21 protein-coding genes, 10 tRNA genes and 1 rRNA gene are annotated in these 23407 nt (G+C 40.9%); 28 read left to right on the top strand and 4 right to left on the bottom strand.

All coding sequences use genetic code 11. From position 1 onward, the window contains the following. From rrf to rocF, 12 genes are all read left to right on the top strand, one after another. Positions 1 to 94, top strand: a 5S ribosomal RNA gene (gene rrf, locus JI665_RS25785); the annotation flags it as partial. A gap of 21 nt (positions 95 to 115) precedes the next feature. Continuing rightward, positions 116 to 190 (top strand) — tRNA-Asn (locus JI665_RS25780). 36 nt (positions 191 to 226) lie between these two features. Then, positions 227 to 299, top strand: a tRNA-Thr gene (locus tag JI665_RS25775). A gap of 27 nt (positions 300 to 326) precedes the next feature. After that, positions 327 to 401: transfer RNA gene (locus JI665_RS25770), tRNA-Glu, on the top strand. Positions 402 to 405: 4 nt separating this feature from the next. Then, a tRNA-Val gene (locus JI665_RS25765) sits at positions 406 to 481 on the top strand. A 5-nt stretch (positions 482 to 486) separates the two neighbouring features. After that, positions 487 to 562 (top strand) — tRNA-Thr (locus JI665_RS25760). A gap of 15 nt (positions 563 to 577) precedes the next feature. After that, positions 578 to 661: transfer RNA gene (locus tag JI665_RS25755), tRNA-Tyr, on the top strand. A gap of 64 nt (positions 662 to 725) precedes the next feature. Beyond that, positions 726 to 800, top strand: a tRNA-Gln gene (locus JI665_RS25750). A gap of 155 nt (positions 801 to 955) precedes the next feature. Beyond that, a tRNA-Lys gene (locus JI665_RS25745) sits at positions 956 to 1028 on the top strand. Positions 1029 to 1096: 68 nt separating this feature from the next. Further along, positions 1097 to 1171, top strand: a tRNA-Gly gene (locus JI665_RS25740). 4 nt (positions 1172 to 1175) lie between these two features. After that, positions 1176 to 1251, top strand: a tRNA-Ala gene (locus JI665_RS25735). Between the two features lie 195 nt (positions 1252 to 1446). Beyond that, positions 1447 to 2352 (top strand): arginase, encoded by a 906-nt coding sequence (rocF, locus tag JI665_RS25730; protein WP_206845569.1) that lies wholly within the window; start codon positions 1447 to 1449, stop codon positions 2350 to 2352. 38 nt (positions 2353 to 2390) lie between these two features. On the opposite strand, the gene JI665_RS28760 is transcribed toward rocF, so the two are convergent. Next, on the bottom strand, positions 2391 to 2549 hold the full coding sequence (locus JI665_RS28760; protein WP_206845568.1) for a Spo0E family sporulation regulatory protein-aspartic acid phosphatase: 159 nt from the start codon (positions 2547 to 2549) through the stop codon (positions 2391 to 2393). Positions 2550 to 2722: 173 nt separating this feature from the next. On the opposite strand from JI665_RS28760, the gene sigW reads away from it, so the two are divergent. The 13 genes from sigW (at position 2723) to JI665_RS25665 (ending at position 15909) form a co-directional block, all read left to right on the top strand. Then, positions 2723 to 3286: an RNA polymerase sigma factor SigW gene (gene sigW / locus JI665_RS25720; RefSeq protein ID WP_206845567.1), complete on the top strand. Its 564-nt coding sequence runs from the start codon at positions 2723 to 2725 to the stop codon at positions 3284 to 3286. A 16-nt stretch (positions 3287 to 3302) separates the two neighbouring features. Continuing rightward, complete coding sequence (locus JI665_RS25715) at positions 3303 to 3938, top strand: anti-sigma factor family protein (protein ID WP_206845564.1); 636 nt, start codon at positions 3303 to 3305, stop codon at positions 3936 to 3938. Between the two features lie 176 nt (positions 3939 to 4114). Then, positions 4115 to 4942 (top strand): diadenylate cyclase CdaA, encoded by an 828-nt coding sequence (cdaA, locus tag JI665_RS25710; RefSeq protein WP_206845561.1) that lies wholly within the window; start codon positions 4115 to 4117, stop codon positions 4940 to 4942. Further along, positions 4935 to 6245, top strand: a complete 1311-nt coding sequence (locus JI665_RS25705) for a CdaR family protein (protein WP_206845559.1) — start codon at positions 4935 to 4937, stop codon at positions 6243 to 6245. The genes cdaA and JI665_RS25705 overlap by 8 nt, the downstream gene beginning before the upstream one ends. A gap of 34 nt (positions 6246 to 6279) precedes the next feature. Then, positions 6280 to 7629, top strand: a complete 1350-nt coding sequence (gene glmM / locus JI665_RS25700) for a phosphoglucosamine mutase (RefSeq protein WP_206845557.1) — start codon at positions 6280 to 6282, stop codon at positions 7627 to 7629. A 257-nt stretch (positions 7630 to 7886) separates the two neighbouring features. Then, the gene (locus JI665_RS29060) at positions 7887 to 8012 is read left to right on the top strand and encodes a hypothetical protein (RefSeq protein WP_275724031.1); all 126 of its coding nucleotides are present in this window, start codon (positions 7887 to 7889) and stop codon (positions 8010 to 8012) included. A gap of 95 nt (positions 8013 to 8107) precedes the next feature. After that, the gene (gene glmS, locus JI665_RS25695) at positions 8108 to 9910 is read left to right on the top strand and encodes a glutamine--fructose-6-phosphate transaminase (isomerizing) (protein WP_206845555.1); all 1803 of its coding nucleotides are present in this window, start codon (positions 8108 to 8110) and stop codon (positions 9908 to 9910) included. A 596-nt stretch (positions 9911 to 10506) separates the two neighbouring features. After that, positions 10507 to 10896 carry a ribbon-helix-helix protein, CopG family gene (locus JI665_RS25690; RefSeq protein ID WP_206845553.1) on the top strand — a complete coding sequence of 130 codons (390 nt, stop codon included), beginning with the start codon at positions 10507 to 10509 and terminating at the stop codon, positions 10894 to 10896. A gap of 335 nt (positions 10897 to 11231) precedes the next feature. Next, the gene (locus tag JI665_RS25685) at positions 11232 to 12185 is read left to right on the top strand and encodes an ABC transporter permease (protein ID WP_206845551.1); all 954 of its coding nucleotides are present in this window, start codon (positions 11232 to 11234) and stop codon (positions 12183 to 12185) included. Continuing rightward, on the top strand, positions 12175 to 13128 hold the full coding sequence (locus JI665_RS25680; protein ID WP_206845549.1) for an iron chelate uptake ABC transporter family permease subunit: 954 nt from the start codon (positions 12175 to 12177) through the stop codon (positions 13126 to 13128). Before JI665_RS25685 ends, JI665_RS25680 begins: the two co-directional genes overlap by 11 nt. After that, a complete protein-coding gene (locus tag JI665_RS25675; protein WP_206845547.1) occupies positions 13125 to 13892 on the top strand; it encodes an ABC transporter ATP-binding protein in 768 nt (255 codons plus the stop codon). The genes JI665_RS25680 and JI665_RS25675 overlap by 4 nt, the downstream gene beginning before the upstream one ends. A gap of 210 nt (positions 13893 to 14102) precedes the next feature. Next, a complete protein-coding gene (locus JI665_RS25670; protein WP_206845546.1) occupies positions 14103 to 15140 on the top strand; it encodes a siderophore ABC transporter substrate-binding protein in 1038 nt (345 codons plus the stop codon). Between the two features lie 130 nt (positions 15141 to 15270). Beyond that, positions 15271 to 15909, top strand: a complete 639-nt coding sequence (locus tag JI665_RS25665; protein WP_206845545.1) for an O-methyltransferase — start codon at positions 15271 to 15273, stop codon at positions 15907 to 15909. Between the two features lie 65 nt (positions 15910 to 15974). Here JI665_RS25665 and JI665_RS25660 read toward each other — a convergent pair whose 3' ends face one another. Beyond that, positions 15975 to 16811 carry a TetR/AcrR family transcriptional regulator gene (locus JI665_RS25660; protein WP_206845544.1) on the bottom strand — a complete coding sequence of 279 codons (837 nt, stop codon included), beginning with the start codon at positions 16809 to 16811 and terminating at the stop codon, positions 15975 to 15977. Between the two features lie 94 nt (positions 16812 to 16905). On the opposite strand from JI665_RS25660, the gene JI665_RS25655 reads away from it, so the two are divergent. Beyond that, a complete protein-coding gene (locus tag JI665_RS25655; RefSeq protein WP_206845543.1) occupies positions 16906 to 19989 on the top strand; it encodes an efflux RND transporter permease subunit in 3084 nt (1027 codons plus the stop codon). Positions 19990 to 20324: 335 nt separating this feature from the next. Here JI665_RS25655 and JI665_RS25650 read toward each other — a convergent pair whose 3' ends face one another. Further along, on the bottom strand, positions 20325 to 21548 hold the full coding sequence (locus JI665_RS25650) for an MFS transporter (RefSeq protein WP_206845542.1): 1224 nt from the start codon (positions 21546 to 21548) through the stop codon (positions 20325 to 20327). A gap of 189 nt (positions 21549 to 21737) precedes the next feature. Between JI665_RS25650 and JI665_RS25645 the strand changes: the two genes are divergently transcribed. Continuing rightward, positions 21738 to 22304 (top strand): hypothetical protein, encoded by a 567-nt coding sequence (locus JI665_RS25645; RefSeq protein WP_206845540.1) that lies wholly within the window; start codon positions 21738 to 21740, stop codon positions 22302 to 22304. Between the two features lie 65 nt (positions 22305 to 22369). Continuing rightward, entirely contained in the window at positions 22370 to 22510 is a 141-nt protein-coding gene (locus tag JI665_RS25640; RefSeq protein WP_206845537.1) for a BA3454 family stress response protein, read from the top strand. A gap of 45 nt (positions 22511 to 22555) precedes the next feature. On the opposite strand, the gene JI665_RS25635 is transcribed toward JI665_RS25640, so the two are convergent. Beyond that, complete coding sequence (locus JI665_RS25635) at positions 22556 to 23245, bottom strand: hypothetical protein (RefSeq protein WP_206845535.1); 690 nt, start codon at positions 23243 to 23245, stop codon at positions 22556 to 22558. Positions 23246 to 23407 lie beyond the last annotated feature (162 nt).

The following is a 23407-nucleotide window of genomic DNA, read 5'->3' as shown; positions in this document are numbered from 1 at the left end:
CACACCCGTTCCCATACCGAACACGGAAGTTAAGCTTCTCAGCGCCGATGGTAGTTAGGGGCTGTCCCCTTGTGAGAGTAGGACGCTGCCGGGCTGTTTACTAAAATACCACTTTTCCGCAGTAGCTCAGTGGTAGAGCATTCGGCTGTTAACCGAACGGTCGCAGGTTCGAATCCTGCCTGCGGAGCCATTTTCATAAAGCCCCTTTTGGGAATTATGAGCTGTTGCTTCCATAGCTCAGCAGGTAGAGCACTTCCATGGTAAGGAAGAGGTCACCGGTTCGAGCCCGGTTGGAAGCTCTCTTAATGTAGACAACTAGAGTTCTAGGCCCCTTGGTCAAGCGGTTAAGACACCGCCCTTTCACGGCGGTAACACGGGTTCGAATCCCGTAGGGGTCACCATAATGGAGGATTAGCTCAGCTGGGAGAGCATCTGCCTTACAAGCAGAGGGTCGGCGGTTCGATCCCGTCATCCTCCACCATATTTGCCGGTGTAGCTCAATTGGTAGAGCAACTGACTTGTAATCAGTAGGTTGGGGGTTCAAGTCCTCTCGCCGGCACCATCTTTTTTTATAGATGGAGGGGTAGCGAAGTGGCTAAACGCGGCGGACTGTAAATCCGCTCCTTCGGGTTCGGCAGTTCGAATCTGCCCCCCTCCACCATTTATTCTTAATAAAACACAAAAAACTGGACAAGCTATGAATGTCCTTTTTATTTTGTAATTATTGGGCTATAGCCAAGCGGTAAGGCACCGGACTTTGACTCCGTCACTCGCAGGTTCGAATCCTGCTAGCCCAGCCATTTTCGAGCCATTAGCTCAGTTGGTAGAGGATTTTAAAAGAATGCAGCATCGAAGCGTTACATCCCTGAATGGCAAGCTTTTAAAATCTGCGACAAAGACCGCAGGGCTTTGAAGCACATCTGCAAATTAAGTTTAGGCATCAGAATTATATTTTGAGCCATTAGCTCAGTCGGTAGAGCATCTGACTTTTAATCAGAGGGTCGAAGGTTCGAGTCCTTCATGGCTCACTTTATAGAAAAACACAGACCTTGGGAATCGACTCCTGAAGGTCTTACTTGTAAATATAAATATTTTTGCGGAAGTAGTTCAGTGGTAGAACATCACCTTGCCAAGGTGGGGGTCGCGGGTTCGAATCCCGTCTTCCGCTCCAAAATGGGGCCTTAGCTCAGCTGGGAGAGCGCCTGCTTTGCACGCAGGAGGTCAGCGGTTCGATCCCGCTAGGCTCCACCATTATACATAATTCGACAATCCTTAAACCAGCATGGTTTAGGGATTTTTTATTTCTCCTTATTGGAAAGTTAACACCTTGATTTTTAAGATTACCTTCCCCGGCAGCCGCATATATATACACGATTTTGTCGAGTTGAGTCATGTGTTTGAAAGCGGTTAAAATAAGAGTATGAAGGGAAAGGGAGGACTTGTAATATGAAAAGACAGAAATTATCGATAATTGGAATGCCGATGGATCTTGGCCAGATGAGACGCGGTGTGGACATGGGACCAAGTGCGATCCGATATGCAGGTGTAAATGAGCGATTAAAGTGTTTATTCGAAGAAGTCCATGACCAGGGTGATATTGCCATCGGCCGTCCGGAAGTTCAAATCGATCCAAATTCAAATCTTAGAAACTTGGACCTTATTGCTGAAAAGACAGAAAAACTAGGAGAAGAAGTTGATAAAGCAATAGAAAGTGGTTCTTTTCCATTAGTACTTGGCGGCGATCACAGCATCGCAATTGGAACATTAGCCGGTGTTTCGAAGCACTACAAAAATCTTGGAGTAATCTGGTATGATGCCCACGGGGACTTAAATACAGCTGAAACTTCACCTTCAGGGAACATTCATGGCATGCCACTTGCAGTAAGCCTGGGAATTGGGCACCCGCTTTTAACCAATGTAGGAGGATATGCTCCAAAGGTTAAGCCGGAGAATATTGTTATTATTGGAGCAAGATCTTTGGATGAAGGAGAACGGGAGCTAATTAAGGAAAAAGGCATTAAAGTATATACCATGCACGAAATTGACCGGCTTGGGATGACCAAAGTTATGGAGGAGTCTATTACATATTTAAAAGAAAGAAATACAGATGGTGTTCATCTGTCTCTGGATTTGGATGGACTGGATCCGCATGATGCACCGGGTGTTGGAACTCCCGTTATTGGCGGCATCAGCTATCGTGAAAGCCATTTGGCCATGGAGATGCTTGCAGAAGCTCAGATCATAACATCGGCTGAATTTGTAGAGGTTAATCCAATTTTGGATGACAAAAATAAAACAGCTACCGTGGCAGTCGCGCTAATGGGTTCATTATTTGGCGAAAAGCTTCTATAATAGAAAATAAAAATGAGCAGAACGTAAACAAGTTCTGCTCATTTTTTTGCTGTGAGTGTATAATATTTATTTAGAAGCTGATCGAGTTTCGTGCTCGTATCAACTACCATGTGATCTGTAAAAGAAGCGGAAGCTGCTAACTGCATCATTCTTGACCGGCAATCCTCAATATCTCTCAATAATTCCTTAACACACACCGTAACCAACCCTTTTCGAATAATTTAGTACTTTTATACCCTAAAAGAAAAAAATTAAACCAGAATAAGTAAAAATTTGCTAATATAGAAATTGAATGTTTTTTTATTAAAATGAAACCTTTTCCGCTATCGGTTCGTATTATCGATTAGCCGCACTGGAGCTGAGGTAAAAAATGGAGACAATCGTAAAGAAGAGGATAAAGCAAGTATTAAAGGGCGACCAGGATGCTTATGCTGAAGTTGTTGAAATATACAAAGATAAAGTTTTTCAGATATGCTACAGAATGCTGGGAAACAGGCATGAGGCAGAGGATATCGCTCAGGAGGCTTTCTTAAGAGCCTATGTAAACATTGCCAGCTTTAATATTGACTTGAAGTTTTCCACGTGGCTTTTTCGGATTGCCACAAACCTATGTATAGACAGAATCAGAAAAAAGAAGCCTGATTATTATCTGGATGCAGAGGTCGCAGGAACGGATGGACTGAACATGTATTCTCAAATTGCTTCCGATGCGAGGCTGCCTGAGGAAGATGTAGAAAGTCTGGAATTGCAGGAAACAATCCAAAGGGAGATATCGAAGCTTCCGGAGAAATATCGTTCGGTTATTGTTTTAAAATATATTGAAGAATTATCGCTGAACGAGATCAGTGAAACGCTCGACCTTCCTCTGGGAACGGTTAAAACCAGGATTCACCGGGGCCGGGAAGCACTTAGGAATCAATTAAGATACGTTTAAAAAGAGGGTGAGAACTTTGAAATGTCCAGCAGAAATGGTTGTTTATATGCATGAGTACCTAGATGAAGAGATCTCAGCCGAACATGAGATGGAATTAAGGGCACACTTGCAGAATTGTGAGGAATGCCAAATTCATTTCCATGAATTAAAGAAGACGATCGCTTTAGTCCAAAGCACTTCACATATACAGGCACCTGAAAATTTTACGGCAAACGTTATGGCGAAATTGCCCAAAGAAAAGCGGAAAGTCGGTGTCCAGCGCTGGTTCAGGCATCATCCGCTTTTAACTGCGGCGTCCCTCTTTCTTGTTCTGATGATGGGAAGCGTCGCTTCTTCCTGGGATCAGGATCACCAATTATCGGTTTCTAAGCAGCCAAACCTTGTGGTGCAAAACGATAAGGTGATCGTACCGGAAGGAGAAGTGGTAAAAGGCGATGTAGTGGTTAAGAACGGTGACTTGGAAATCCAGGGCGAAATAGAGGGAAATGTTACGGTCATCAATGGCCAGCAGTACATGGCTTCAGCCGGTAATGTTACCGGAGAAATCGAAGAGGTTGATGCCATTTTCGAATGGCTTTGGTATCACATCAAAAAGGCAGCCAAGGATGCTGTTAATGTATTTGAAAGCGGAGAAACAGAAAAAGAGAAATAGGCATAACCATAGTAAGAATCCCTGCTTTAAGGCAGGGATTCTTAGTGTGCTTATTTTTCCAGATGGTGTCTGTTGTCTCAAAATTGGAATTAGCGTTAAATATGATATAATATGAAAGTTACATAAAAGAACTTTAAGCATTTTTGCTTTTGAAATATATAATTGGAGGAAGGATAATGTCGTTTGCAGATTTCTCTATTTTGAAATTGTTGGCTAATACAATAGACATTCTCCTTGTCTGGTACGTCATCTATAAGCTCATAATGATTGTTAAAGGAACAAAGGCTGTCCAATTGCTGAAGGGGATTTTTGTCATTATTCTGGTTAAAGTAGCAAGCGACAAGTTCCACCTGCAAACATTAGGATGGATGATGGAACAAGTGCTTCTTTGGGGATTTCTGGCCATCATAATCATTTTCCAGCCGGAGCTGCGAAGAGCACTGGAGCAATTGGGAAGAGGAAGATTCTTCTCAAGGACGGCTAATCAGGAGGAGGAAAATCAGGAGAAACTGGTCGAATCCATTGCAAAGGCTGTGGATTATATGGCTAAACGCCGCATTGGGGCGCTTATTTCAGTTGAGCGGGAAACAGGGATGAACGATTATATTGAAACCGGTATTCAGCTGGATTCCAAAATTTCATCTGAGCTCCTGATTAATATATTTATACCGAATACACCGCTGCATGACGGAGCCGTTATCATTCAAAAGAATTGTGTGGCTGCAGCAGCGTGTTATCTGCCGCTGTCAGAAAGTCCATTCATCTCAAAAGAGCTGGGCACCAGACACAGGGCTGCTTTAGGTATAAGTGAAGTAACTGACAGTATTACCATTATCGTTTCAGAGGAAACAGGAAGTGTTTCCTTAACCAAAAACGGTGAGCTGCACCGTGATTTAAAAGCTGAAGCTTTTAAAGATATGCTTTCAAATGAGTTGCTTGTTCAACATAAAATAAAGCAGACTTCTTCAGGTCTTTGGAACTGGAGGGGGAAAAAGAATGGATAAGTTAATTGATAAATTGGTAGACACCCGCTGGTTCATGAAAATTGTTGCTTTGATTCTGGCACTTTTTCTATTTGATTCAGTATATGATGCAGATAAGGAATTAAAGGACATTAACGTTCCAGGCCAGCAGGATTCAGACATTATTGAAGATGTCCCTGTGAAAAGCTATTATGATACGGAAAATCTGGTTGTTACCGGTATTCCGGATACTGTTGATTTGAGCATAGAGGGTCCCAAGAGCCACCTTGAGCCAGCAAAAAAACAGCAGAATTTTGAAGTATATGTAGATTTGACAAATGCAGAAACTGGCTCTCAACGAGTGGAAATTAAGATCCGCGATATCTCAGATAAACTTGATGTGACGATCAATCCGCAATATGCAGATGTGACAGTCCATGAAAAAGTGACCCAGGAATTTAAAGTGGATGCAGAATTTAATAATGGCCTGCTTGGTGAGGGCTATACCGCCGAAGCGGCATCTGCAGAACCAAAGACGGTAAAAATCACGGGAGCAAAAGAAGTGATTGAGCGGATCAGCTTTGTTAAAGCAACTCTTGATGTAAAGGGGCCAATAACCGAGACAATCACTAATGAAGCAACTGTCAGGGTATTGGACCGTGAGATGAATAAGCTTGATGTTATTGTGGAACCCGAAGTGATTCAAGTAACAGTACCTGTTAAGCAGTTAAGCAAGACGGTTCCCGTTACGATCGTCCGGAAGGGAGAACCTCAAGATGGTGTTACCATTAATTCGATTGAACTCGATGTTGACGAGGCTTCTATTACGGGCCGGGAAGAAATATTAAATGAGACTGAAAGTGTCAGGGTAGAGGTGGATGTCAGCAAGATTGAAAAAGATACCGTGCTCACCCTGCCGGTTATTATTCCGGATGGGATTTCTGCAGTCGATCCTAAGACAGTGAAGGCGACTGTAGACGTCAGCACTGAGGAGAATGTGAATGAAGAGGATAATACAGAAGAGCCTGCTGAAGAAACAGAGGCACAGGAACAAGAGGAAACCAAAACCTTTTCAAGCCTCCCCATCAACTTAGTGGACTTAGCTGAAGAATATGAAGCGGTCCTTAAAAACCCAGCTTCCGGACGGACAAGTATTACGGTTACCGGTAAAAGCAGCACGGTTCAGGATCTCAAAGCAGAAGATTTTAATATATATTTGAGCCTGGCAGACCTTGGTGAAGGTGACCATGAGGTGCCAATCAGCGTCGATGGCCCTTCAGGGGTGGATATAAAACCTGCAACAGGCAAAGCGACCATAACGATTACGCAAAAAGAAGAAGCTTAATATAGTTTTTAAAGTTAGAAGGAGCGATTATAAAATGGGTAAATATTTCGGTACAGATGGAGTACGAGGAGTTGCAAATAGTGAACTGACACCGGAGCTGGCTTTTAAACTGGGCCGCTTTGGGGGTTATGTATTAACAAAGGACCATGATCGTCCGAAAGTATTAATCGGCCGTGATACCCGTATTTCGGGCCATATGCTGGAAGGCGCACTTGTAGCGGGGCTATTATCAATCGGAGCAGAAGTTATGCGTCTCGGAGTCATTTCAACGCCTGGCGTCGCTTATTTAACAAAAGCACTGGGTGCAGAAGCTGGCGTAATGATTTCTGCATCCCATAATCCTGTTGAAGATAACGGAATCAAGTTCTTTGGCCCGGATGGATTTAAACTTTCTGATGCTCAGGAAGCTGAGATTGAGGAATTAATGGATATGGAAGCAGACCAGCTTCCAAGACCGGTCGGAGGCAGCCTGGGACAGGTAAATGATTATTTTGAAGGCGGACAGAAGTATCTTCAATACCTAAAGCAGACGGTTGATGAAGATTTCTCTGGCATCCACATTGCGCTTGATTGTGCACATGGTGCCACTTCTCCTCTGGCAACACACCTATTTGCTGATCTTGATGCTGATCTTTCAATGATGGGAGCATCTCCTAACGGATTAAATATCAATGCAGGAGTCGGTTCTACTCATCCTGAGGCACTATCTGCCTTTGTTAAGGAAAAAGAAGCAGATGTAGGTTTGGCATTTGATGGCGATGGAGACCGTTTAATTGCCATTGATGAAAATGGCGATATTGTAGATGGCGACCAGATCATGTATATCTGCGGAAAATATATGAAAGAGCAGGGAAGGCTTAAGCAAAACACAGTAGTTTCCACTGTGATGAGCAACCTTGGATTCTATAAAGGGCTTGAAGCCAACGGTGTGGAAAGTGTTCAGACAGCTGTAGGCGACCGCTATGTTGTGGAGGAAATGAAGAAGAACGGTTACAACCTTGGCGGAGAACAGTCAGGACATATCATTTTCCTGGACTACATCACAACTGGAGATGGGCTTTTGACAGGCCTTCAGCTTGTTAACATCATGAAAGTAACCAAAAAGCCGCTATCTGAGCTTGCAAACGAAATGCAGAAATTCCCGCAGAAGCTTGTGAACATCCGTGTTACAGATAAACACCATGTGACAGACAATGAAAAAGTGAAAGAAGTCATTGCGCAGGTTGAAGAAGAAATGAACGGAAACGGCCGGATCCTTGTCCGCCCTTCCGGTACAGAGCCGCTTGTCCGTGTAATGGCAGAAGCGCCAACAGGTGAGCTGTGTGCGTCTTATGTAGAGCGCATCTCTGCTGTTGTTGAAAGTGAAATGGGATTAAAAGAATAAGCAGCACAATTCATATGCATAAGGGAACTCCTGAACTCCCTTATGCATATTTTAATTTGTGGGAGCTTCCATCCTCTCCATATTCATTTATCTGTTGACGGAAGTCTGACTTTGATGTATGATAATCCTGTTTTTGTATTTAAGAATACAAGACAGCTTCATTCAAAAAGAGAAAGGTGGATAGTGAACAAATTAATTTAAAGCGCCTGAACTGATCCTGGACGTAAGGATTAGTTGACGAGGAGGAGGTTTATCGAATGTTCGGCGGATGCCTCCCGGTTGAAAGCACAACCGATGATTTCTTCTTTAAAACATTCGGGCAACTGAATGCACAAAGAGAAGGGAATGCTAAAACTAAGAAACGCTCACCCAAGAGGCTGTAATGCCCCTTAGAGCGGCGAATATAAAAAACAGAGATAAGGGGCAGGAGTGCCCCGAAAAGGCTTCTTGCCCCTTCATTATTAGGAGGAAGAGAAGTATGTGTGGTATCGTTGGATATATTGGAAACTTAGATTCAAAGGAAATTTTATTAAAGGGCTTGGAGAAGCTTGAATATAGAGGCTATGATTCAGCTGGCATCGCGGTTATGAATGATAACGGCGTTCAGGTTTTCAAGGAAAAAGGCCGTATTGCGGATCTTCGCAGCATTGTTGATGAAGATGTGATGGCAAACACAGGGATTGGGCACACCCGCTGGGCAACTCATGGTGTTCCAAGCAAAGTAAATGCTCACCCTCATCAAAGCAACTCCGGCCGTTTAACGCTTGTCCACAATGGCGTAATTGAGAACTATGACATTTTAAAGCGCGAATATTTGCAGGGAGTTTCCCTTAAAAGTGATACAGATACAGAAATCATCGTTCAGCTTATTGAATTATTCTTGAACGAAGGTTCTAATACTGAAGAAGCGTTCCGCAAAACGCTGACACTTTTAAAAGGCTCATATGCGATCGCCCTTTTGGATGCAGAAAACGATGAAACGATTTTTGTTGCAAAAAACAAAAGCCCTCTTCTGGTTGGATTAGGTGAAACATTCAATGTAGTCGCTTCTGACGCAATGGCGATGCTGCAAGTTACAGATCAATATGTTGAATTAATGGATAAAGAAATCGTTATTGTCACAAAAGATGCTGTAAAAATCCAGACGCTGAATGGCGAGGAAATCAGCCGGGATCCGTATACCGCCGAATTGGATGCAAGCGATATTGAAAAAGGAACATATCCTCACTACATGCTGAAAGAAATCGATGAGCAGCCTTTAGTGATGCGCAAAATCATCCAGAAGTATCAAAATGATAATGGCGAGCTGACAATCGACCAGGAAATCGTTGAAGCAATGAACGATGCAGACCGCATTTATATCATTGCTGCCGGGACTTCTTATCATGCAGGTCTTGTTGGAAAGCAGTTTATTGAAAAAATCGCAAAAATTCCAGTTGAAGTTCATATTTCAAGTGAGTTTGGCTACAATATTCCGCTGCTTTCAGAGAAGCCGTTATTTATCTTTATCTCTCAAAGCGGTGAAACAGCAGACAGCCGTGCCGTGCTTGTGAATGTAAAGGAAATGGGCCATAAGGCGTTAACGATTACAAATGTTCCTGGTTCTACTCTATCCCGTGAAGCGGATTACACGCTATTGCTTCATGCGGGTCCTGAAATTGCTGTTGCTTCTACCAAGGCTTATACAGCTCAGATTGCTGTATTATCCATTCTTGCAGAAGTTACAGCGAAGAGCCGCGGATTGGAAATGGACTTCAACCTTGTTCAGGAGCTGGGCATTGTTGCTAACGCAATGGAAGTCCTTTGCGATGCGAAAGAAGAGTTCGAAGACATTGCACGCAAATTCCTTTCCACTACACGCAATGCTTTCTTCATTGGCCGTGGTATCGACTACTATGTTGGTCTTGAGGGTGCACTTAAACTGAAGGAAATTTCATATATTCAAGCTGAAGGCTTTGCAGGCGGAGAATTAAAGCATGGAACGATCGCCTTAATTGAGAACGGTACGCCAATCATTGCCTTGGCAACTCAAGAAAGTGTTAACTTAAGCATTCGCGGCAATGTCAAAGAGGTTGTTGCCCGCGGAGCAAACCCTTGTATCATTTCCATGAAAGGGCTGGAAACAGAAGAAGACAGCTTTATCATTCCGGAAGTGAACGAGCTATTAACACCTCTTATCTCTGTAATACCTTTACAATTAATCTCTTATTTTGCTGCGCTGCACCGCGAGTGTGACGTAGATAAGCCGCGTAACCTGGCTAAGTCGGTTACTGTGGAGTAAGGAAATTCTATACTGAAAATAACGTTGGACCAGTAAAGTTGGGGTGCCGACTTCAAAAATTACTGCTCCACAACATTATTAAAAATTTGATCAAGTTAGACTCAATCCAATTGCAGGATTGGGTCTTTTTTTTAAGGCTATTTCGTTGCTTTTTGTATATGATTTACTGAGTTGATTGTAGCGGAAGGTGCGAGATCCTCGAAAATGCTGGCGCATTTCCTTCGTGCGGTTGCTTATTCGAGGATGCTTATTCGAGGATGCTTATTCAAAGTCCTGCGGGAGTAGCGGGACAGGTGAGACCCCGCAGACGCGCAGCGTCGAGGAGGCTCACCGCCCGCCCCGCGGAAAGCGAGCAGCCTGGAGCGGAAATCAACGGACAACATTAATAGGCGAAAAACAACAATTTACACGAAAAGAGCTTTTTTTTTAAAAGATTATTATAAATAAGACAGGCATAATTTAGCATTCGTTTAAGCTGTGAAAACTTTGCAGTCAGTGTAAAAATGAAGGAATTGACGGATTCAGTCAGGATTTACAACTGTTTTCTTAAAGGGTATGATTTTTATAGAAAGATAATAGATTATGGGAGCGGAAAAATGAAAGAATTAACATTCAAATCTTACGACCAATTTCTCCAATTTAACGAGCATAAGGCGATGGAAAAAGCGGTCATGAAGGGACTTCAAGGAGATGAGCTGGAGAAATTCAAGCTTGAATTTCTGCAAAGAGCCAAAACCATGTGGAAAGAGTATGATTGTGATCTTTGGCTTCAAAAACACGGATATGTCATCATAAATGTCTGGAAAGACGGGAGCGGCAAAAGAAAAGTTACAAGAGGAAGGCCGAAAAAGCTAGATTCTGAAAAATATTTGCACACTGTTCATGTAAGGCTGGATGAGGAAACATATCGGCAGCTCACCAATCACTGCCAGGAGAATCAGATTGACGTATCTGAAGCTATTCGTGTTCTAATTAAAACACTATAGAAGCAAAAAATGGGGGATTCAACTTTTTGGTTTGAATCTTCTTTTAGTTTAAGTTCCCTTATTAAAGTGAAAATAAATTTAGACAATTACCGGAATTTACAATCTGCCTCTTTTCTTTTAATATTTTTTGTGATACATTAATTGTGTTAGTAAGTTGATAATCATTTTCAATAAACGAAAAAGCTATACATATCAAGGTTCTTTTTTTTGCTTTTTGATGATAATGATTATCATTATATTTAAAGTAGATTTAAAGATTTACTTCTACTCCTTTAATTGGAATAAAGGTCTTTTCAGTTGTTGAATTGATAATAAACATGTTATGAGGGTTATTAATGAGATTATGGATGTTAGGAATTGCAGCCATCGTTCTGTCTTTTATCTCACTGTTTATCGGTGCAATAGATATAACGCCTAAGGATCTGCTTAATTGGGAATCAGATGAAACACATATCTTCCTTATTAGCCGCATTCCACGGCTATTGGCGATTATATTAGCGGGGGCAGGGATGAGTATTGCCGGTTTAATTATGCAATCTTTAAGCCGAAATAAGTTTGTATCACCAACTACGGCTGGAACATTGGATGCAGCAAAGCTGGGTATTTTAATTTCCATGCTGTTTTTTACGAATGTAACCTATACACAGCAAGTTATTTTTAGTTTTGCCTTTGCTTTAGCAGGTACATTTCTTTTTATGCAGATCTTAGATCGTATAAAATTTAAAGATGTTATTTTTGTTCCATTAGTTGGAATTATGTATGGAAATATTTTATCTTCCATTACAACCTTCTTTGGATATGAAGCAGATCTTCTGCAAAATATATCTTCTTGGCTTATGGGAAGTTTCACTTTGATTATTGCTGGCCGTTATGAGCTTTTGTATGTTAGTATTCCGGCTATTATTTTAGCGTATCTATATGCGAATAAATTTACAGTAGCAGGAATGGGTGAAGATTTTGCGAGAAATCTAGGTTTAAGTTATAAGATGGTACTAAATATTGGCCTGATTCTTGTTGCGATTATTTCGACCACGGTTGTCCTTACTGTAGGGGTTATTCCATTTTTAGGTCTGATTGTGCCAAATATTGTATCTCTTTATTTGGGTGATAACTTGCGCAAAACGATTCCGCACACAGCGGTGTTAGGGGTTGTCTTCTTATTAATATGTGACATTCTAGGACGCATCATTATTCATCCATATGAAATTCCAGTTAATGTAACAGTGGCAGTGATTGGCAGTGCAATCTTCTTAACGATGCTGCTTAGGGGGAGAGCATATGCGAAATAGTACAAAACTGATAATATTAGCAGCTATTGCCATTGTGTTTGTTTTGCTATATGGCTTTTATGATATTAAAGGCGGCTTTGATTATGCTTTTCCAAAGCGTATGCTCCGAGTTACAGCGATGATTATAACAGGTATTGCGATTGCTTATTCCACAATTGTGTTCCAGACAATTACACATAATCGTATTTTAACACCTTCTATCATGGGCCTTGATTCTATGTATCAAGTAGTACAGACATTAATCTACTTCTTTGCAGGATCAATGTCAGTGTGGGTGTTAAATAAATACTTAAACTTTGGTGCAGCCATTTTTGCCATGGTCGTCTTTGCCTTGATTTTATATCGATTTTTATTCAGAGCTGATAAGCACCCAATATATTTTCTTCTATTAATAGGGATGATTATAGGAACACTCCTGGGAAGCTTTGTTACATTTCTGCAAGTATTGATTGATCCAGTCGAATATTTAAGCCTTCAAAGTCGTTTATTCGCGACCTTTACAAACGTAAAAGCGGAGTTATTATTTATTTCAATTGGCATCCTGTTCCTTGCATTCTTTTATGGATACCTTATTATGGATAAACTGGATGTTATGTCACTGGGCCGCGAAAATGCGATGAATCTAGGCATTAATTATGACGGTATGGTTATGAGAATTTTAATTTTATCGTCTGTTTTAATTGCCACATCTACAGCACTAGTTGGTCCAATTACATTCTTTGGATTAATCGTTGCAAACCTTTCTTATCAATATCTTGTGACGTATAAGCACTCTATTCATATATTGGGAGCCAGTTTAATCAGTATTATTGCATTGGTTGGCGGAAATTTCCTTGTGGAGCATATTTTTGAATTGCGTACAACATTAAGTGTCATTATTAATTTTATCGGTGGTATTTACTTTATTTATCTATTACTTAAGGAAAGTAGGGCAGCAGGATGATTGAAATCAAAGGATTAACAAAGCAATTTGGTAAAAAGCCTGTTGTAGAGGATGTTACGGTCACAATTGAGCCGGGAGCCATAACCTCTTTTATTGGACCGAATGGTGCTGGTAAATCAACACTTCTTTCTATGGTAAGCCGTTTATTGGAAGCAGATACAGGTGAAGTATTGCTCGATCAGAATAATGTGAGAAAGTGGAAGTCTTCGGACTTTGCAAAGAGAGTATCCATATTGAAACAAGCCAATTACCTTAATGTGAGATTAACGGTGCGTGAGCTTGTATCATTTGGGCGTTATCCCTATTCAAGAGGGCGTTTAACAGCTGAGGACGAAAATTTTGTTGATCAAGCCATTGAATACATGAATTTGGCTGATATGCAAGACAAATATTTAGATGAACTATCAGGTGGTCAAAAGCAACGGGCATTTATAGCAATGGTCATCGCGCAGGATACGGATTATATCCTGCTGGATGAGCCTTTAAATAACCTGGATATGAAGCATTCTGTTCAAATTATGAAAATTTTGCGCAAATTAGTTGATGAACTAGGAAAGACGGTTGTCATTGTTTTGCATGACATAAATTTTGCATCTGTTTATTCTGATCGCATTGTAGCGTTAAAAAATGGCAGGCTGATGAAAAATGGGCCGACCCATGAAATCATAAATTCTGATGTGCTTCGTGAAATCTATGATATGGATATTCCAATTCAAGAACAGAATGGCTGCAGGATCTGTGTCTATTTTAATTCGCATACATAAACATTGAAGTAATAAAAAACCCTGGAGAAATCTATCGTATTTCTTCAGGGATCAGCTTATTGCGTGTAAGATATTTGAAAAATTGGAAGATAATTTAAAAAAGTTCACAAAAAGTTATTGACTAATAAAGATTATTCGATAATAATTATCATCATAGTTGATAATGATAATCAATATCAATAAATAAATAATAAGGGAGAGTTAAGAAAGATGAAAAAACTATTTTTGGCGATGGTAGCAGCTATGGTATTATTGCTTGCCGCATGTGGATCTAACGAAGAAGCTTCAAAAGAAGAACCAACTGATAAAGCTGCAGCTGAAGGCCAATCTGAAGAAACGAGTGCAGCTGAAACAGAAGGAAGCCCTGCATATCCAATGACTGTTTCTCCGACGGTTGCTTCAACAGAAGGCAGTGAGGGTGGTACAACTAATTTTGAAGATGTAGAATTTGAAAAGATGCCAGAAAAAATTGCCGTATTCGATTATGGGTTCTTAGATACATTAGATGCTCTAGGTGTTGAAGGAATTGTTGGGGTTGCAAAAGATTCTACCCTGCCTGCTCACCTTGAAAAATACGCTTCTGATGAGTATAAAAGCGTTGGTGGATTAAAGGAACCTTTACTTGAAGATATCGCTGAAATGGATCCGGATGTTATCTTTATCTCTGGGCGTCAGTCAGCTTTCTATGAAGAATTAAAAGAAATCGCTCCTGTCGTGTTTGTTGGTACTTCTCAGGATGACTACTGGAACACATTCCAATCTTCTGTAGATCTAGCGGCGAAAATGTTTGGTAAAGAAGCGGAAGCCGAAGAATACACGGCAAAATTTGATTCAGCTTTAGAAGAAATCAAAGCTTTAGCTGGAAACTACGAAACCTCTTTAGTAACAATGTACAATGAAGGTAAATTATCTGGTTTTGCAGCAAATTCCCGTTTCGGCTACATTTATGACATTTATGGATTCAAGCCTGTAACAGAAGATATCGAGTCTTCTTCTCACGGTTCTAACTTCGGTTTTGAAGCCATCCTGGAATTTAATCCACAAGTGCTATTTGTAATTGACCGTACAGCAGCTGTTGGAGGCGACTCTAATATTGAAGATGATATGGAAAATGATATCATTAAGAAAACAGATGCTTTTAAAAATGAAAAAATCGTTTACTTAGATGGACCACTATGGTATCTAAGTGGAGGCGGTTTACAATCCGAGCTTGCTAAAATTGAAGAAGTTTTAGCTGAGTTGAAATAATTTATGAAAGGGGCTGTCCAGAATGTCAGTGAAAACTGACCCTTTGGCAGTCCCTTATTATTGAAATTTAATGATAGATTCCAAAGAAGAGAAAGAAAAAATAATCAATTTCTAATAAAGGGGCAGGAGAATGAAACAAATTAACAGATATATCGATTCAGTTTTTTATAGCCAGGATGATATTTTAGAGGAAGTTCTTCTTTCCATAAAAGAGAATGGTATGCGATCCATTTCTGTATCTCCTTCTACTGGTAAGCTTCTCACGCTGCTAGTATCGATGTCAGGGGCAAAAAATGTCCTTGAGATCGGGGCGCTTGGAGGATATAGCGGAATTTGTTTAGCCAGGGGATTCGATATGGCAGGAAAATTAACTTCACTTGAGCTGGTGGAGAGCTACGCAAATATAGCAAATAGTAATCTAGTTAAAGCTGGTTTTGGCAGTCAAGTATCATATTTAATCGGACCAGCTTTGCAAAGTCTCGAACAGCTTGTTAGCGATAATAGACAATTTGATTTTTTCTTTATCGATGCAGATAAAGAAAATTACGAAAACTATCTGAATTATTGCATCAGACTAGCGGAAAATGGAGCATTAATTGTTTGTGATAATGTACTGGCCAGAGGCACTGTAGCAGACGAGAGTGCTGAACCTGAACGTCATACTGAATTTATGAAAAAATTTAATGAAACAGTGGCCAGCCATCCTCAATTGGAATCTGTGCTTATTCCTATTGGTGATGGGCTGACTGTTTCAAAAGTAAAAAAATAAAAAAATATATTAACACAATACACAAAAAGCAGGATGCTTGCTAAATGCATTCTGCCTTTTATTGTTTAAACCTCATAGTAATGGAAAAGCAGATAAGCAATCCATCTGCAATGAGGGTTGTTTCTGATATTTGTAATCAGCCCTTTTACGATAGCAGGATTCAGGCTGCGCTCCTGCACATCCTGCTTTAGCAGGATGAGGGATTCTTTTTCAATCGAGTCTTCTAATTCCTCGATTTTTTGCTCCATAATTTCAATTATTTGTCCGTGAGTCATCTCTTCATGTCCCGTCTTCCTGAACATCTCGTATAGCTCATCGTTTATAAACGGGATAGTCGAATGCTTGGCAAGAAGTTCTGTCTTCTCCGCAAGTGATCGGCACAGAAGGTCCAGATCCAAAGGAACATTGAAAAATAAAAATAAATGAGAGTACACATGCATAAAGCCTTTGATGCAATAGATTAAATCGTATTTTGTATGCTGGACAGTCTTTCCGTATAACTGATCAAGCATGGAAAGGGTGATGTCATCGATTAATTGGTCAAAGTGACGCCCTTTTGATATCAGTTCTTCGTTGAATGTATGCGCCTGTTCTTTAATGAAAATTTTGGCGAAGTCTGAATGCTTTTGAAAGGAGTGGAATGTTGTGTAAAAAAACTTCACTAAAAGCTCTTCACCATTGTTATTCGGGTCTTTGACTATGTGGTCAATATCTGAAATGAATTGCTCCATAAAATGATCAATCAAAGCCATGATCAATTCATCTTTTGATTTGAATGATAAGTAGAAAGCTCCTTTGGATATACCGGAGTGCTCTGTGATCTGCTGTACAGAGGTAGCTTCAAATCCTTGCTTCGCAAAGAGTTCAAGTGCGCTTTCCATAATTAATTGCTTTTTGTTCATGTAATGGTGTCACTCCTTTTTGATTGACAAATGACCAATCAGTCATTATTATATGTAATTGAGTCTAACAAGTCAATTAAGGGTAGGTGCACAAGTGAAAGGTTTAGTGAATTTTGTCCTGCAGAATAAACTTGCAGTCTGGCTGTTAACAATTATTATCACGGTATCTGGCATCTATTCAGGTACACGAATGAATATGGAGACCATTCCGGATGTCTCAATTCCTTACTTAATGGTAATGGACGTATATCCGGGGGCGACTCCTGAAAAAGTGATGGAAGATGTTTCCATCCCAATTGAAAAAGCCGTAGAAGGCCTTGAAAATGTTAAATCAGTTTACTCAAATTCATATTCTAACATGTCAAATATCCAAGTGGAATATGAATATGGTATTGATATGGACGAAGCCAAGCGCGCTCTCCAATCAGCTCTTGATGCAGTGGAGCTTCCGGAAGGAGCACAGGAACCTTCCATCACGGCCATCAGCATGAATATGATGCCGGTTGCTGCACTGAGCGTAAGCAGTAAATCAGAGGATATTATTGAGTTAACCTCAACTGTAGAAGATATCATACTGCCAAAAATTGAGAAAATTGAGGGTGTAGCATCAGCGACCATCACTGGTCAGCATGTGGAAGAGGTGCAGCTCACATACAACGAAGAAAAACTGGCTGAGCTTGAGCTGACCGAAGATAAAGTAAAGGAAATGATCCAGGCGAGCAACATGGCTGTATCATTGGGACTTTACGAGTTTGAGGAAGGAGAGCAGGCTGTCGCAGTAGACGGCAAGTTCATGACCGAGGATGAATTAAAGAACATGCTCATCCCGGTAACACCAACCGCACAAAACCAGTCACCTTTTGTGAAGCTGAGTGACATTGCCGAGGTTGATACTGTCGGCAGAGTGCAATCCGTTTCCCGTACAAATGGTGATGATGCCATTGCGATCCAAATTGTGAAAGAACAGCAGGCAAACACCGTTGAAGTTGTCAACAGCGTCAAGGAATTAATCAAGGAAGAAAAAGAAAAGGTCGAGGGCCTTGTTATAGATCTTTCACTTGATCAGGGCAAGCCGATTGAAGAGTCTGTTTCAACCATGATTGAAAAAGCCGTGTTTGGCGGGCTGATTGCAGTCTTGATTATTTTGCTGTTCCTGCGTGATTTTAAATCCACGATTATCTCAATCGTATCTATTCCAGTTTCGATTTTCATGGCTTTGCTGCTGCTGAACTGGATGAATATTACCTTGAATATTATGACGCTTGGAGCCATCACGGTTGCTATCGGCCGTGTGATCGATGACTCTATCGTTGTGGTTGAAAATATTTACCGCCGCCTGCATTTAAAAGAAGAAAAACTAACAGGGCGGGCTCTTATTCGTGAAGCTACGATAGAGATGTTCAAGCCAATTCTTTCCTCAACATTAGTAACGGTTGCCGTATTTGCACCGCTCATTTTTGTAGGAGGCATGGTCGGCGAGCTGTTTATGCCATTCGCTTTGACGATGACGTTTGCACTTGGCGCTTCACTCCTTGTGGCCATTACAATCGTTCCAGCGCTGTCTCACTTCCTGTTTAGAAAGAAATTGTACAGCGAAAAAACGGAAGGCAGCCATAAAGAAGCTGGAAAGCTATCAAAATGGTATAAAGGCATTCTTGAGAAGTCTCTTAATCATAAGATTATTACCTCCATCATTGCGGTTGTATTGCTGGCGGGAAGCTTAGCTCTGACACCAATGATCGGATTCAGCTTTATGGGCAGTGAAGAAGATAAAGTAATGTATCTAACTTACACGCCTGAAGCTGGAGAACTTAAAGATGAAACTTTAAAGAACGTTGAAGCAGTAGAAGAAGAGATGCTGAAGCGTGATGATATTGACATCGTTCAAATATCTGTAACCGAAGAAGCGGATCAAATGGCTGCCATGATGGGCGGAGGAGCAGGCGGAGCCTTAATGTACCTGATCTTTGACCCTGAAATGGATAATTTTCCTGAAGTCCGTGAAGAAATTGAAGATTATGTGTTTAATATCGGACAATCAGGTGAATGGAAGAGCCAGAACTTCTCATCTATGTCCGGTTCAACCAATGAAGTCAGCTACACATTCTACAGTGAAGATTTAGATAAACTGAATGACTCTGTCAAAATGGTAGAAGACGTAATGAAGGAAAATGAAGAATTGGAGGACGTTTCTTCCAGTGCAGAAGACGCCTTTGTTGAATATACCTTCAATGTTGAGCAGGATGAACTGCTGCAGTACGGTCTGACAGCCGGACAAATTGTCATGATGCTGAATCCGTCAAACACCAAGGATGTTCTGACAACGATTGAAAAAGACGGTGAGACGCTTGAAGTCATTGTCCAGCAGGAGCAGGCGGAACAGCCGAAATCCATTGATGATATCCTGGCAACACAGGTGCCGACAGCAATGGGTACAACTATGCCTCTTTCTGAGCTTGTCACAGTGAAAGAAGGTACAACTCATAGTACGCTTGCCCGCAGTAAAGGCGAGTACTACGCAACTGTGTCAGGTACGGTAAAAGGTGATGACATCACAAAGGCTACTTCTAAAACAGATGAAGCAATTGATGAATTGGATCTGCCTAAGGGTGTAACAGTCGGAGTTGCGGGTGTTCAGGCAGATATGACCGAGACGTTCACACAGCTTGGCGCTGCGATGCTTGCAGCCATCGCGATTGTGTACTTCATTCTGGTCGTTACATTCCGTGAAGGAGTGGCGCCATTTGCGATTCTCTTCTCCCTTCCATTTGCCGTTATTGGTTCTTTCGTTGGCTTATTAATTGCCGGTGAAACCATTTCTGTATCGGTCATGATGGGACTATTAATGCTAATTGGTATTGTCGTAACCAATGCCATCGTTCTGGTTGACAGGATCATCCATATGGAACGTGACGGTCTGGTCATGAGGGAAGCGGTGCTGGAAGCGGGAGCAACCCGACTTCGCCCAATCCTGATGACAGCCATTGCTACAATTGGTGCATTAATTCCATTGGCTATCGGCTCTGGAGGCGGAGGGCTAATCTCTAAAGGTCTTGCCATTACCGTTATCGGGGGTCTGACAAGTTCGACGCTATTGACTCTTATCATTGTGCCAATCGTGTACGAAGTATTATCTAAAATGTTTAAGAAGAACCGCAGAGAAATCGAAGAAAACTAAAAGGAAGCCCTGCAGGATATAATAGTCTGCAGGGCTTTTCCGTCTTTTAAGGGGCTATAATTATTCTTTTCTGCGATTTTAGTTGGGATTAAATTTTTCATTGAATTTGGGCTGTCTTTTACTGCCAATATTTAATATTTTCATATCATGTGCGAGGATATCGGTCAATTTTCCTTTTTATCGGTCACCTCACCATGGATATCGGTCAGATTTTTATTTTATCGGTCACCTCACCATAGTTATCGGTCAGGTTCCTACTATATCGGTCACTTCGCGTTACATCAGCTTTCCAGCCAGATCATAGTGCAAACATTACTCAGACACTTAACAAAATCTTAAATACCCCTAATGAACTCCCTCTTTTCTTTTACAAGATCCACTCTTGCAAACAGAAGTGCATACATAATAGTAAAAATAAGATACGATACGCCAATAATCAGGCTAAGAGTCCTCGGAGCAAAAATCTCCAGCAGGAATCCTGCTGTGCCCATGGAGATAGCCAGTGAAAGGTTTGAAACCATCTGCATTAAACCAAAAAAGGTTCCCTGTTTGGATCGGGGTATAAATTTCATCATGACCGTGTCCAGGCATATGTTGCCAAGGCCGCCCGCAAAGGTGATCAGCACAACGGTGAAAAGTGCTGCATAAAAGCTTGGTGCGAGGCTTAATAAAATATGGCCAGTGCCTTCTAAAGCAATAAAGAGAATCGCGAGTATCAGGAGGCCCTTCTTGATGATATGAGAAAAAAATGAACTTAGAATGAGCCCAATCCCCAATGCGCCATACATAAACCCAACGCCCAATTCTCCCATATTAAAAACTTCCAGCCCATAAATGCTTACAAGAATATTGTCAATTCCATTGGCGAGCGGCATGGTCAGCATCATGATAAAAAAGGCAATCAGTGCAGAAGAGCCAAGAATAAGTCTCGCTGGTGAAACCGAAGCGGATGTTTTCGTTTTTTTCCTATTTTCCTCAGAAACAGCCGGAAAAACCATCCTTGAGATTAGATATGCCGATAACAGGAAGGTAAGGCCGTTAAGCATGAAAGCAGCATTGTTTCCCAGAAAGTAGGCAAGGATTCCTCCGGTGCTTGAACCAATAATGAGGACGGCTCCGATCATGATTTGTTCAATCGCGTTCACATATATGAGTCTATCTGATTTTACAAGAGCAGGTATCGCAGACATCCTGGCCGGGGAGTAGATCGCTTCTCCCATTGAGATGAGGAATGCACTTGCGTAAACAATCCATAAATCCCCTGCTTCCCCTACGAAAAGCAGCCCCAGGACCGCAGGCACTCTCAACAAGTCTACTGTCACCAGAATGGTTTTTTTGGAAAAACGGTCTGCGAGCATTCCGCCTATTGGCGCAATAAAGAAAAAAGGTGCCATGCGAATGGCGAATAACAGCCCGATCGCCACTCCGGAACCTGTTACGTGGTATAGCAGGGCAAGCAGCGCTACCTGTGTGAATCGATTACCGATTCCATTAATGACGCCAGCCCAAAAGAGCTTTTGATAATTTTTTTCCTGTTTCCATACAGTCCAATTCGTCATTTTTTCCGCACCTCAGTGAGTGTTAATTCGATATATGTCTAATTTACTAACAAAAAAAATAATTAGATAATCATCTAATTAGATTATATTCGAATTAGTTTGTTTTCACAATCATAAATTTGACATTTCTTATAGAGATGAAACTTTTTCTTTTGGTTAAACGTAAAGATTATTAAGGAGGCGGGTTTGATGAAATTAATTTTCGAGGTTCTATTTCTGTTAATTGTTATCTATTACAGCTATCATTACATCATTTTAATAACGAAAATGAAGAAGAAAACAGCCCTTATTCCTTTTGACAAGACGGACCTGAAAACCGTAAGGAAATTCCCCCAGAAATCTGCAGATGCACCTGTTATCTCAAAAAATAAGCTGGGACTAACGATGTATGCTGTCATGCTGGTTTTTCTAATCGCTATGTTTATATTCGGAAAATATAATATGAAATTCAGCTGGACGTATCTCTATCTGCTGTTTATCCCTCTAATCAATGCCAGGGATCTGCTGAATGTATTTGCAGTCTATGATGACGGCTTTATAAGCGGAAGCAAGTTTATTCCATGGAATAAGCTGCAATCCTTCCATTTCAAAAAAATCGATCTTGATCATAAATACTATGGTTTTTCTCAAGAAGTAAATGAAGGCTTTGAACTTATTCTTAAAACAAAAATGGGCAGCCATAGCCTAGTTGTAACGGAAGAGGAAATGAAGGAAAGGCTGGCAAGTATTTTCGAAGAGTATGTGAAACCAGCATAGTGAAGTTTTAAATCGTCCTTTTGTTGGTATTTATATAATAAAACATCAGGAAAGGATCAAGAGAGATGAAAGAAATTACAGTAACTGTTGACTATGAAGGTTTAAAATATCAAACGAATATCCTTACAAATAAAGAAGCCGGCGACGAAGAAATTTTAAAGCAGGCAGAAGACCAGATCAGGAAACAGCTGAATAATTTAGAATAAAATTAACCCCCTTAATCAGAAAAGATAAGGGGGTTAATTGTGGGGTTAGTGCAGTTTTTGATTAAGTTTTTGCTGCAGCAATTCAATTTTATTCGGCAGGACAAATAAGTACTCTATTAAACTTTCTAAAAGCTCCATCAGCAGAGAAGCCATTTCCTGATCAATATCCTTTTCAAGATCAAGCATCTGGTAAAAAGCGCTGCCTGGCTGTGCCAGCTGGCTTAAAGACTGCAGAGGCCTTGCTAAATCAACATGCTCTGGCAGCTGTTCAAACTGCTTTGAAAGGTTTTGCCCCTTGACCTCCTCGCCGAGGAAGTTCTTCAGTATGCTTTCAAGTACCCGTTTGGACATCACGGCAGTAGCAACCGTATCTTTGGAGTAGCTGACATTTAAAGCCGATCGGTAGGCTCTTGTCAGGTCTCCCGGCACTTCCTTTATTTTCTCAAGCTGAGTCAGGAGCTCTTTCGCTGAATTGGGATCATAGATATAGAGAATAGTCTCGTCACTGGATTGTTCAGCTTGGTTAAGAATCATGATAAAAACGGATTCCTTTTTGCAGGCAGAACAACTTCCATGCGAAAGTATGCTGGACTTGCTTGTATGATTATAATTTGCCTTTATCGTAAAAAGGCTCGGTTTACTGCATTTAGGGCACTCGCATTGGACACTTGATGGTATCTTTTTGTAACCAAATTGACTATGAGAAATAATTTGTGCTGGCAACACTCTTCTCATTATCATTTCCCCCCGCTAGATTTCTGTTTTTCCATTCCATTACATTTAAGTATAACTTTGAAAATAATTCGGACAAACCTGAAAAATCTGGAATTTATTCAATCCAAATCCAGTATTGAAATGTGAGAACTGCTGCCATTATCTATATGTACGCAAAAAAGG

Origin of the sequence: Bacillus sp. NTK034, assembly GCF_017303275.1 — a bacterium.
Taxonomy (GTDB): domain Bacteria; phylum Bacillota; class Bacilli; order Bacillales; family Cytobacillaceae; genus Cytobacillus.
Note: the sequence above shows the minus strand (reverse complement) of the source record. Positions and strands in the feature narration are given on the sequence as shown.